Here is a 12,988-nt window from a genome sequence, read left to right on the forward strand (position 1 = left end):
CAACCAGTGAGATCGCGACAGGTATCACGAGCAGAGTTTGTACAAAGGCTTGACTGTATTTCTTGGGCGGATGCGTCCAGGCATATACCCAGGTAATTGGGAGGGTAACCGCGAAGGCCAGTATCAAAGCGACTACAACTGGAATCGTGTGTTCCGGATCGGCGAGCCGGTTTACCCCTTCTTGGATGTTTCCAAGCGGAATGGGCGGATCGGCCCCGGAGTCAAGGGATGATCCTACAAAGATGCGTTCTCGCTCCTGGGCGACGTAATAGAGAATTTCGGGGAATATGTGAAAAATCGCATTGAGAATCAAAAGCCAGGTGATATAGTAAACGGCGAGACGTATGATGATGTTGTTGAGCATCGCATCCTCCTTCATGAACTAAAACATAAAACCAGCGCGCAGATATACGCCCGTCAGGTCATCGCCTTTTACAACTGCCGCGCTAAAGGTCTGCTGGCGCTGGAGGAAAGACATCCAGAATCCACCTCCGATACTGTTGTGCCATTTATCGGCATTGCCCGGATCTCCGTCATAAATTACCCGTCCGGCATCAGCCGTACCGAATAATCCGAATTCTCCCGACACCAGCAGCTTGATTTTTGTCAGAACCAGTCGCAGTTCGGAATTTCCATACAGCGCAGTCTCTCCAGCGAACCGATTTTTCCGGAAACCGCGCAAATTGCCACTGGATATGCCACCGCCGACAAAACCGGATCCGCCCAGAAAGGCACTTTCGTGAAAGGGAAAGGTTCCCCACACTTTCTTGCCACCTGCTCTTAAGGCAAGGGTCGGGGTAGTCGGAATAGGGGCTGTCAGGTAAGTACTGGCTGCCCCATCTATACTGCCAAAGGTCGATTCTACATCCCAGACGCCCGGATAGATGTCTCCGGCAACCCTGACCCTGACCCCCTGAGTGGGATACCCTAAACCGTTACGTGTGTCGTACACGACTTCACCCAGTGCGCCTACCTGACCGAAGGAGTCCGTACCGTAAAGTGGTTGATCGAGCGAACCGATATATTTTTCCCTATTGGAACTGAGAGGTGTGTTTGAATACTTGATAATTGGCCCAAAGTCAATGGTTAATTTCGAGCGGAGCAATCCCATACCAATATGAGGCATATCTTCTTTATGATCTCCCGCTCGAAACTCGAGGGCAGGTGCGAAAACGAAATGTCTTTGTTCCACCTTATAGAAAGAAGATGGACGCGGAATTTCCGTTTTGTTACCAAATCCGTTGAACCTAATTGTCTGGAACCCGGAGTATTTTAAGTAGATTTTCGCGTCGAAGTCGCGCAGGAGTTCGCGAAAGTTTCCGGTATAGGAGGCAAAGGGCTTGATCCCCTTGAGATCACTGTCTTTCGCCAGCCCGATCTTGAAAAAATGTTGCGAAGAGAAAGGGTCTTTTCGATACCCGAAATGCTGCCGATGGTAGGTCGCCCCCACGAATACATCCATATCCGGGTTTACCCTGATAATCGGAGCAGTAGCAGCCTGTCCGCCCCAGTCCAGTGCATACCTTGCGCGGAGAAGCCGCGCGGGAGGTCGCTTGTAGGGTCGTTCGTCGATTTTCGCGCCCTTGCCTTTGGCAAACTGATTTTTTCCACGATAATCATAAAACCGGGTTTTTGAGGCACCAGATTGGGATGCGTTTGTAAGCGTGTCATCCCCACCGCCACCATCAATGCGAACGACAATCTGTCCTTTTGTCCCCGATATTTCCGCGTGGTCATCTCCGCCCCGGAGATATATTCGGACTTCCCGGGTTTCCTGGGGGTGGAAAGTTCTTTGGAAATAGGGTATCTTCCTTTCTCCTCCAGTACCTTCTATCAGACCGATACGGACTGCGAGATCACCATTCGGCAGGTGTTCACACTGGGCGTATTCGTCCTTATCGGTCGCCTGGATTTCGACCTGGCGGGTAATCAATTCATAGTATCTGTTGACAAATTCAGGCAATGCGTCCCGTCTTGATTTGAGAGCTTGTGTAAGAGATTCTCCAATCATTTTGTAATACGGTGGTGGGAGTCTCCGCACAGCATCCTCAATGACGGAGTCCGGTAAGTCCCTGCGAAACGCCGTTACTACCGAATCCCACGCGCTCTTATTGAGTTCAGCCAGAAACTCGCGGTCCATCTCCCAACCAGTGGTCGATAGGCCCACCAGGCTTGGATACTTGTCTTCGAACTTGATTTGTCTGGGAAGCCTTTTGCGCGCCACGGCCATGGCAAATCCCTTGAAGCCGATAAAAGCCTGGTCGCGGTCCTCGGGTATTGTAAGCCATGTATAACAATCGCCATCGGGGAATTGCGCCCATCTCCACTGGCCGTAATGCCGGTCCTTGTCGCCGATGAAAAGATCCATCAGTTTCGCCTTTAGATAGGCGCGGGCATCGACGCGGTTGCAAGGACTTTCTTCAAGGTGTTCCCACAGCCTCTCCGTTCCGCTGATCCTCCGGGAACCCGCAAAGCCGGGCGTATCGTCCGGCCCTTCAGACGGGTGTTCTTGTAGCGTTCCTATAAGGCCGGCAAACTCTTCGCGGTACTCTCCCAGCCCTGGATCATCCGGAATGACTACGAGTGTGTGCTTGGAATGGAGGATACCAGTGGCTTCCATCAGCGGATCAGCCACGAGTGCCCCTGTCGGCAAAAGCGCGCTGATCAAGTCCTGAAGGACGTCATCTACGATCGTATCCTTGAGTTCGTCCCATATTCTTTTGGTGGGATCTTTATCCAGGGAGCGGACCGTATAGCGGCGGCCGTCTTCCCCTGTAAAGTGAAGCGAGATAGACTGCCCGAATCCGCCGGTGCGAAGCGGTGTCAAGCCACCTCCTACGCTGTTGAGGTCGAGGACTGAAACCTCGATAGGAGTGGTCCAGAGGTCCCGGTTATTGCTGCCGTAGAACCAGCGTTTGAACCCGCTGGCCCGGAATCTTTCTCCTGGAATCACCCTGTGGGTCTTAGCACCTTGCGGAGGGATAGAGCGGTGAATCCTGTATCCTGGTGGCGGTGAATCCTCCTCAGATGTGGATTCTGCCGGAAAAGAAAAAGCGAACACCAGCAAGAGTAAAATGGCGTTCCATCTGGAAAATATCATGTTTGTCCTTTCGTTTCAAGGTGATTTGTATAACCTGCAGTTGGACAGATATGCATCAAAACGCAAATCCGACTGAGGTATAAATCCGGATATCCTTTTCTTCTGTACTCACAATATCAACGCGAATGGGACCTAAAAATGTTGTGCTGATATAACCACCAATACCAAAACCGTGGATACGGGTATTGGGCTGATCCGGATTGGAAGACATATTGTACAGGCCGCCCTGATAGAAAATTCCAACAGCACTGAGCGGTATGGATCCCCAAAATTTCATGTGGCTCCAAATAGAAATGCCCGCCGATACGAACCTGAAAGCCCGCAGTTTGTCGCGTTTGAGACCGACAACGCGCAATGCTGTGTTACTAAAGTGTCCTGCACCACCTAATGCGAAGTGTTCATAAATCGGTGCAGGCTGTGTCATATAGCCTCCGTGAGACCAGAGGCTCACACTCAATTGCGGATGGGGGCTGGTGAAGTACGCGAGTTGCGTTTGCACCTGCTTATGTGAAAATGTCCGATGAACCCATTTTGCTTGCGTTTGAAAATAGATGCCGTGTCTTGTCAAAAACGCATCGTCTCGGGTGTCAATACCTGCAGATAGCCACAAGGCGGGCAGATCTTTAGACGCATTGCCTATTGAACTGTCCGCATCGCGAATGCGGACATGCTCGACTTGATACCCCACTTTGAAACCTCCCCAACTGTGGAACAAAACCTGCATGCCCAATCGCGCGCGAAAACGCTTCTCGTTATATGTGTCCTGGTGTTGCCCATTTTGAAAATACAACCGATCTTGATTCCAACCCTGAATCTCCCCGAAGAAACCCAGGCGCCTGGATGAGCGAAAAATTAAATCCATTTCAGCAAGCTTCAAATTGCCCAACAGGCCGCGAAAATAAAACTCTGCTACGGGGCCATAAGCATTTTGATGTGCAAACTCGGTCAGTGCCGCAACCCCAAAATCATTGTCGTAATGAAGTCCTATTTTCAACTCACTGGGGGGGTTTTCAAGTACCTGAAAAACCAGTTCGGTGTAGTCTTCGTGGTAGATAACCTCGTAATCTACCGTTTGAAATAATCCGGTCGCATAGAACCGGCCAGATTCGTTTTCCAGTTTCCGAAACGATATCGGCTTATTGACAAACTTTTCCAACCGCGATGTAAATACCTCTTGTGAATAGCGCTCTAAACCCTCAATCCGCACCCGATCAATTACAATATCTGATGGTATATCTACCCAGGTTCTAAAATCAAAATCATCTGGCAATATCGACGGTCTCGACTTTTCAACGCGCTTTGAAATGCCGAGTGTTTGCAGAGCCTTCCAGATCGCATCCAGATGTTTTTCGGCTTCTTTTTCCCCAATAGGGATCAAGGTATATGACAGATTAAAATCGCCTCCATCAAACTTTTTTAAATCGGGCATGATCAGCACATGGGCGAGTTTTCGATTTGCGATTTTTTTTTCTTCAATTCGAAAACTAACAGCCTGATCGATGACGTCGATAATATCTTCAACTTCGTGCTTTTGAGTGCGTAAAGGCGTGGCACAATCCACGGCAATAACAAAATCAGCCCCGGAGTCTAATGCGACATCTACAGGCAGATTATTGACAATGCCGCCATCTACGAGATGGGTTTGTTCTGTACTTATCGGCGCAAACACCCCGGGAACAGAAATACTCGCTCTGATTGCCGTGCCGAGCGAGCCATTTTTAAGTACGACCTGTTCGCCAGATAAAATATCTGTTGCTATTGCGCGGAAAGGCGTTGGCAGCCGATCAAAATCGTTTCGCGCCCGATAAATTGCGCCAAGGGTCAATTGATTGAGAAAATGCTGAATTTTTTGTCCGGCAAAAACCCCATAAGGTAATTTCAGGTTCAATTTATCGAGGCGCAATGCAAGCATCTGGCGATCAGCTATTGGTTTGCGATTCAAATTCGACAGACGGCGGTTGGGGTGATTATTGGTTATTTCCCACCAGTCTGTTCCTACAATAATGCGTTCGACATTATCAATAGAGTATCCGGCAGCGTACAATCCTCCCACCAGAGCACCATAACTCACGCCCACGATCAGATCAATGGGGATGCCTTCGCGCTCGAGCACGCGCAATACGCCGATATGTGCCCCTCCACGCGCGCCTCCTCCACTGAGCACAAGTGCGACTTGGGGCTTCTGTTTTGCAAAAGCAGGAAGTGTACTGAACAGGACAAAACCGAAACACAATAAAAAAACAAATAGGCTTTGAACTATCCCGCATTTTGTTGCGTATAAATTTTTGCCTGTCATCTGATTCCCGGCTTTGAAAGAATTGAAACTACTCCTGCCGATCAACCCGTACAATCTGATATAGCCCGACATTCCAAACAAAAAAATAAACCCGAACGTACTTATCTGCCCATCCGGACCTCAGGGTCCGAATCTCTATCCCGTAATATTGGCCATCCGGCAAATCGCGTGGTATGGGTATGTGCCCTGACGTATCGAGTTGACGCACAGCACCCTGCGCCTTTCCTTCGCGACTCAAAAATTGATAAAAATACCGGGTCTCTGCTTCAGTAGCCAGATTTCCCACAATCGCCAGATCCTCAAAATGCAATCCTCGTCGGTCAATCCAAAAGCGATCCAGCGGATTTATGCGTCGAAACCAGTAATCGCCCACCTTATCGCGGCGTGCAATCAAAAGTTGAATGAGTCTCTCTTCAGCCTTCTTGTCGCTCAAATGCCCTGTGTTCACAATAGCTGCCAAATCCGCATCGCTAAACGCCATTGCGATTTTTGCCCCCCAGTACCCATCTCGATTTGTACACCGCTGAAAAGCCGGATTGGGATAATTGGTAACCCACCGCCTGGGCGAAAATACATCGCTCTCTAAATAACCAATTGATGGAAAATGTATGGGCTTTGCATCTTCCCACGCCTTTCGATACAGCCCCAGCCCCAAAACTGATGGAACAATATAGCGAAAATCGACAAAATACTCATTTCCTGACCTGGGCGTGTGAGGCCGCACCGAATTACTACCCAAAGTCGCGTCCATATTGATCAAATAATGTTTGATATATTGGCGTCCCTGTTCATCCTTCACAAACATATTCTGGGTGTTGGCTGCACGTCGATCTACATCATTGATCCACGAAGAGATCGCTCGCAACCCCCGTAACTCCCTTCGATGCTGGTGTTTCACGCGATCATTGGGATCGTCTTTCCGCCGACTGTGAAAATCAAAAACACCGAGCGGAACACCCGCTAATCTCTTGCTTGCCAGGCACCGAATATCTCCGTTGGCTTGCTTTTCAATAGAAGACAGTACATTTTGCAAGTCTGCATCTGTCATGGACCTGCGCCTTCCCTCATCATCAGCCACCTCCGCCTCAGGACCGATGGTAAGCCATTCGGCGCGAAAAAAAACAACGGAATTTTGTGGCACATGATAGCCCGCAGCATACAGAATTTTTGTCGATACAACCTCGGCAGTTGTCGCTAACTCTTCATAATCTTTTGGGTCAAACTTCAAAAAATAAATATCTCCTTTTGCGTCCCGAATTGTAAACTCAGGCGCCTGGCCCTCAAATTTTCCCGATATAATCTCCCATGAACCGCTCGTATCAGGATGCGCGTGCCCCGGTCCTTTGGCCAACGCCGCAGCATCCATCCGCACAAGAAAATGCCGATTCGTGTACCACGATGAATTGGGTACTTCATCCAGCACATTGATATTATCTGCCTGACGAGATGGCGCAATATTCAGAATATTCCCGACCCGCCGCGCACTCTTTCCCAAATCCAGCTTCTTAGTCATTGGATAAACAAAAGAGTGATCGACCATGTCCCATATCAGATTCCTTTTAATTACTTTGGGTTGAGCAATACTGCGATTATCGGGATCAAACCACTTGATTGGCGCAGTTGATAAATGGCGGTCGATCGCTTCAACCTCGGCAGCAATACAAGCCATAAGCACCCATACCCACAATTTATGCAAATCCTTTTTCATCAAGAATGTCTTCTCCGCGTCTTCTAAAATGCCTGACTCATCGTAAATCCGATGAGGAAACGATTGGCAGTACTATGCCCAATTTTGATTTTGCCGAGCAAACCGACCTCCGTGCGAAATGCAATGCCGCCACCCCACGAAGAATGGAACCCTCCCCACCTCAAATCGCCAAAATGGTCAAAAATTTGCGCTTCATCCCAAAACAAAAACACATTCGAATAATCCCATATTGGATATCGATACTCCACATTAAATTGCAATGCACCCTGTCCGCGAAAATAACCGCGCGTGTATCCGCGTGCCGATTCATTGCCGCCCAATTGAATCAACTCGGTATAAGGAACAAATCCATCCCCCACTGACCGCACTTTATCCACCCGTGCGTGCAGAACCAGAATTCGGTTCTTCCAGAACAGCGTGATATAACGGGCAGCTTCGGCGCGTATCTTGTAGAACGCAATGCGATCAGGGCCTGTCACCCAGTCGCCTTCTAAAGTGATAAATCCACCGCGTTCGGGAAAGCCAATATCTCGCTGAAAATAAAACTGATCTCCAAGTTGTGTAACCATCCTGCCTGGAAATCGATAATTGGGAGGATGTGAAAGCTGGCGAACTGGTTTTTTATAATCGCGGTCATCATACATCACCTGAAGTCCAAAGCGATAAAATTTGAATATTGTACCCAACCCTTTAAGCAGGCGTGCCTGTGGTGATGATCCCGGGTCGGAAAGCGGTTGCAATCCACCCAATACAGGCATAAAATTGCGCTGCGAAAACCCGAGCCTGCCCACCATTTTAAACTGCGGCGCTATAGACGCGACCTCATCCGTTTTCAAACACCATTCAACAGAGGTCTCAACATCAACTTTTTTGAGTTCAAAAAGCCTCGACTCGTCGTCATCTATTGCGCCGTTTATATTGGCATTTCTATTTTTGGTTCGTAAATATCCACCCTGAATTTTCCAAATAAGCCCCGTGTCCAATAGATTGGGGTCAATATACAGACCTTCGCAAAATTGCCCCTGCTCGCCCGAATAGATATAGTGTGCAGTCAATGCGTTTTTGCGCCCCAGGATATTGGTATGGAAAAGACGCGCTCCAATCCCTGTACCTGTTTCTCCTCCCAATTGCCCGTACGGGAAAAGACCAAATGTACCCGCTTTATTGGTGAAAAATTTATAGTAACGAATCCACAGTTTTGCGTACTCTACTTGAATAGCGAATTTCTCCAAAGGATAGACCATCGTCAGCAAGATATACCGGGGGGATCGCAAGAGATATTTCACTTTTGAAGTTTTTGTAACATAGACATCCGTGCTGTCGGTAACTCTGGCTTGCGATATATCGTAGGGATCGTGCTTGTAAAGACTGTCAGTGTACGTCACCGAAGTTGAGGTATGTGCGTCTTTCGGGGGGCAAAACAAAAGGACACATAAAGGAAGAGAAAGAAAAAATGAGCGCATCAACCGATTCTCGAAAAATTATCGACTTGTGTTATATAACTCAAATTATGTGATATAAAGTAGAAATACTATACAAAAATACAGAGATCAACCTCCTTGTTGGTGACCGCAGGTACCCGCTCAGGCATCATCCTTATACGTTGGATCAGAACCGAACGCACTCACCCAGTCCCTTCTTTACCAAAGGCATCTACAAAGATCAGAAAATCACTAAGTCCGACGGTGCCACCCCCATCCAGATCAAAGCGAGCGTCGGTACCGCCGAACGCATCGACAAACAGTAAGAAGTCAGCCAAATCGGTCCGACCGTCGCCATTGAAGTCGGTCACGCCCGCTGTTGCGCCTCCGTTGGGCGGCATGTTGTAGGCATATATTTTTTCGTCCCAGTCGTCCGCCACCCACATGGTCGTTCCGTCCGACCAAATGCCTTCCGGGCTACCGTTTCCAGCAGATTTCAGTGTATTGAAATCTTTGTCCGGGACACGCGCTTTAGACATCATGTCATAAGCATACAATTTCTCGTCCCAGTCGTCCGCTACCCACATGGTCGTCCCATCCGACCAGATGCCCGTCGGATCGTCGTTTCCGGCGGCATCCAGCGTGTTGAAGTCTTTGTTCGGGACACGCTCCTTAGACATCATGTCATAAGCATACAATTTCTCGTCAGAGATGTCTGCCACCCACATGGTCGTTCCGTCCGACCAGATGCCTTCCGGGTTGTCGTTTCCAGCAATTTCCAGCGCATTGATGTCTTTGTCGCGGTCCCTGGCCCCGGTCGCCAGGTCGTACGCATAAATCTTTTCGAAGAAGGACGGATCGTCCGCGACATACATGGTCGTTCCGTCCGACCAGATGCCGTCCGGGGCGTCGTTATCGGCGGCATCCAGCGTATTGATGTCTTTTTCCGGAACATGCTCCTTGGATATCATGTCATAGGCATACAATTTCTCGTCGCCGCTTTCGTCCGCCACCCACATGGTCGTCCCATCCGACCAGATACCGTCAATGCTTCGGTTTCCAGCAGCACGCAGCGTGTTGAAGTCTTCAACGGCTTTCCAGCCGTACGCAGAATCGACGCTCCTACCCACTATGATTGTATAGATTTTCTTTATAGTTCCGCTCTGGGAAGTAACCCATACATACATGGTGTTCCGACCCTCATCCAGCAAGAACACCTGCGCTGAACCACTGGCGACGGTGTTCTTATCTGTCTCACTCTTACCTATCTCGATGGTTGCGCCTGCATCTGTGGCGGTAGCTGTTATGATGACCTGTGTTACTGTGTTCGCAACGCCGACATGGTATTCGGTTACATCGCTGTCGAAGCCGATAATGTCCACCGGGCTGGCCGTCAGCCTGCTTAGTGTGGCATCCGTCCCTGATTCATTCACCGAGGGAACAGATTCTTGCCCGTAGCTGATACCCTGTGCGAAGGCCGATAAGACTAAAATCAGTAAGAGAAATTTATAATTCATAGCTGGCGTTTTCATGAGTCTGTTCCTCTGCCCTCGCCCGGTTCCTGCATTAAGCAACAGATAACCGTCTATGACTTTGCCAAATAGAGCACAAATCATAGCGCATATTCTTTATCATCCTTCTTTGCCAAAGGCGTTGACAAAGAGCAGAAAATCACCAAATCCAATGGTGCCATCGCCATCCAGATCGTACTGCGCATCATACCCCGCATCGCCACGGCTTAATCCGAACTGTGCCGCAAATAGCAAAAAGTCGCCAAAACCCACAGCCCCATCGCCATCGAAGTCGAGCGTCTGGACTTGAATTGTGACATACGGCGACATGTCCCACAGCAGAACCGTACCATCCAAACTGCCACTGGCGAGTATGCTCCCATCCCGACTAAACGCAACGCTCCAGACTTCCGATAGATGCCCTTCGAGCGTCTGCCCGGGTTGTCCGGTGGTAGCATCCCATAGACGGATGGTGCGGTCCAAACTCCCGCTGACAAGTATGCTGTCATCCGGACTGAACACAATGCTTCGGACATCATCCGTATGCCCCTGGAGTGTCTTCTTGGACTGTCCGGTTGTGACATTCCACAGGCGAATGATACCGTCCGCGTCTCCACTGGCGAGTGTCTTCCCATCTGAACTGAATGCAACGCTCCAGACTGCCGACGTATGCCCTTCGAGTGTCTTCAGGGGCTGTTCGCTGGTGGTATCCCACAGACGGATGACGCCGTCCGTACTCCCACTGGCGAGTGTGCCATCTGGACTGAACGCGACACTCCAGACATCCGCCTCAAGCCCTGTGATCCTCTTTAATAATTTTCCCGTGGTAGCGTCTCGAAAATCAATAGAACCACGAACATGGTCTCCACCTTTTCCAGCCGCGAGCATACTGCTATCCCTTGAGAACGCGACCGAAAAAATAAAAGGGTCATATTTATAGGGGTCACTACCGCCGCCAAGGCCAAAGCCGATGGTGATGCCTCCAACTCTAATGCCAGTGAGGCCGCCGCTGGTGTCACCAAAGCCGATGCCACCAATGCCGATTCCGATGCCAGAGCTAGAGCCTCCATAGGATCTATCGGGCAGGCTCATTTTGTACTGTCCCGTGACCCCATCCCACAGACGGATTGTTTTGCCAGCCACACTTGCGAGTGTGCTGCCATTCGGGCTAAACACAACACTCCGGACTGCAGATGCATGCCCTGGAATCCTCTTCATGTGCCGTGCTGTATCCGCATCCCACAGATCTATTGAACCAGCCCAATTGCCACTGACCAGCGTCCCATCCGTGCTAAATGCGACGCTTCGACCCAACCACGAATGCCCTTTAACTGTGTTCAAGGGTAGTCCTGTAGCATCCCACAGAAGGAGTTCTTCTCCGCCCCCACTGGCGAATCGCCCATCCTGGCTGAACGCGACCTTTCGCACAGGCCACGCATGCCCTGTGAGCCTCTGCTTGTGTTGCCCCGTGTCCGCATCCCATAAATCGATATTGCCTCCCCCAAAAAACTTTCCGCCCCCACTGACTAGCGTGTTGCCATCTGGACTGAACGCGATACTATAATAGTAGGTAGGCACTGGAGGAAAATCGGACTTTTCTAAACGTTGCTCTGTGCCTGTGGTCGCATCCCACAAATAGAGGTCGCCATGGCGCATTCCCGGGAGAGTCTGACTGGCACCAGCGAGTGTGCTACCATCCGGGCTGAATGCGACGCTCCAGAGTCCGCCTGCATTCACCCCCACCGGTTCGATCTTTTTCCTGCGCTGTCCTGTGGTGGCATCCCATAGATGGATGATACCACTAAGAAAAGATTTTCCTGCACTGGCGAGCGTGTTGCCATCCGGGCTGAACGCGATACTATTGACAATCTCCGCATTTCCAAACACATCCAGCGCAGTGAGCACTCTCAGGTGCTGTCCTGTGGTGGCGTCCCACAGGTGGATTGTACCGCCCTGACTGCCACTGGCAAGCGTGCCATTCCGGCTGAACGCGACGCTACGGACTGCAGACCGATGCCCCGTGAGCGTATTCAAATGTTGTCCTGTGGTGGCATCCCAAAGATGGATTGTACCGTCCCAACCGCCACCAGCGAGTGTACTGCCATCCGGATTGAACGCGACGCTGCGGATTACAGAAGTATGTCCCGTGAGGAGGTCAATCTCGGCACCGGTGAGTGCATTATAGACCCAAACACCGATGCCACTGCCCACCGCCAACCGCGTGCCATCATTCGAATACGCAATATCCAATATCCAACCTTTGCCCAGACGTGCGGTTACGCCGTTGGGTAAATGCCATGTCCAATAATCACCGTCCCTGGGGCGTGGCACGTCAGGCGTTCCAGCAGTAAATATCACCAGCTCACTTCCAGCAGATACCTCGATAAGAGTGTATGTTCCCGGACCGGGACCAAGGGTAAGCGTTTGTTGTGCGCGGCCATTGGGATCTGTTGTTACCTGTTCAACTGTGAACTGACCACTGAGCTTCCCCTCACCAGCGGTGACTGTAAAGGTGACTTGAGCACCTGGTAAGGGATTCCCGTACTGATCTTTCACTTCAACGATCAGGGGATTGGGCAACGCGGCACCGGGTGTGCCTGGCTGGTCATTGCCGGATATTATCACCAGCCCCGCAGGCTGTGGCTGAACCGCCTCAGCCACGTCCCATAGTTTAACCATCTCATCCTCTGCCCCAGAAGCGACCGTCGTTCCATCAGGTGAAAATGTCACCGAAAGAACTTCCTCTGTATGGCCTTCAAGTGTGGCGATATTTATGCCCGTCGCCATGTCCCACAGCTTGACCGTGCCATCATCTGACCCGGAAACGATGGTTGCGCCATCGGGAGAAAATCCCACTGAATTGACATAGTCCGTATGCCCTTCAAAGGTAACAGTATTTTTGCGCGTCACCACGTCCCACAGCTTGACTGTCTTATCATTTGATCCAGAAGC

The 12,988-nt window shown here is 50.3% G+C and carries 7 protein-coding genes; all 7 read right to left on the reverse strand.

Going from position 1 to position 12,988, the window contains the following annotated elements; all coding sequences use genetic code 11:
* Positions 1–364 (reverse strand): hypothetical protein (locus OXG87_15395; protein ID MCY3870933.1); only part of this gene is annotated, 364 nt, incomplete at its 3' end.
* Positions 365–382: 18 nt separating this feature from the next.
* Positions 383–3,100 (reverse strand): hypothetical protein, encoded by a 2,718-nt coding sequence (locus OXG87_15400; protein ID MCY3870934.1) that lies wholly within the window; start codon positions 3,098–3,100, stop codon positions 383–385.
* A 55-nt stretch (positions 3,101–3,155) separates the two neighbouring features.
* Complete coding sequence (locus OXG87_15405; GenBank protein MCY3870935.1) at positions 3,156–5,264, reverse strand: patatin-like phospholipase family protein; 2,109 nt, start codon at positions 5,262–5,264, stop codon at positions 3,156–3,158.
* A gap of 160 nt (positions 5,265–5,424) precedes the next feature.
* Positions 5,425–7,104 (reverse strand): hypothetical protein, encoded by a 1,680-nt coding sequence (locus OXG87_15410; GenBank protein ID MCY3870936.1) that lies wholly within the window; start codon positions 7,102–7,104, stop codon positions 5,425–5,427.
* Positions 7,105–7,127: 23 nt separating this feature from the next.
* Entirely contained in the window at positions 7,128–8,390 is a 1,263-nt protein-coding gene (locus tag OXG87_15415; GenBank protein MCY3870937.1) for a BamA/TamA family outer membrane protein, read from the reverse strand.
* 338 nt (positions 8,391–8,728) lie between these two features.
* The gene (locus tag OXG87_15420) at positions 8,729–10,057 is read right to left on the reverse strand and encodes a cadherin-like beta sandwich domain-containing protein (GenBank protein ID MCY3870938.1); all 1,329 of its coding nucleotides are present in this window, start codon (positions 10,055–10,057) and stop codon (positions 8,729–8,731) included.
* Between the two features lie 99 nt (positions 10,058–10,156).
* Positions 10,157–12,988, reverse strand: a 2,832-nt coding sequence (locus tag OXG87_15425; GenBank protein MCY3870939.1) for an Ig-like domain-containing protein, incomplete at its 5' end; no start/stop codon positions are given.

This window comes from Gemmatimonadota bacterium (genome assembly GCA_026706845.1).
Classification (GTDB): domain Bacteria; phylum Latescibacterota; class UBA2968; order UBA2968; family UBA2968; genus VXRD01.

What these genes read in the sequence shown, in the direction of transcription:
- OXG87_15420 (MCY3870938.1), bottom strand. Translation starts at nt 10,057, where the DNA reads ATGAAAACGCCAGCTATGAATTATAAATTTCTCTTACTGATTTTAGTC.
- OXG87_15400 (MCY3870934.1), bottom strand. Translation starts at nt 3,100, where the DNA reads ATGATATTTTCCAGATGGAACGCCATTTTACTCTTGCTGGTGTTCGCT.
- OXG87_15410 (MCY3870936.1), bottom strand. Translation starts at nt 7,104, where the DNA reads ATGAAAAAGGATTTGCATAAATTGTGGGTATGGGTGCTTATGGCTTGT.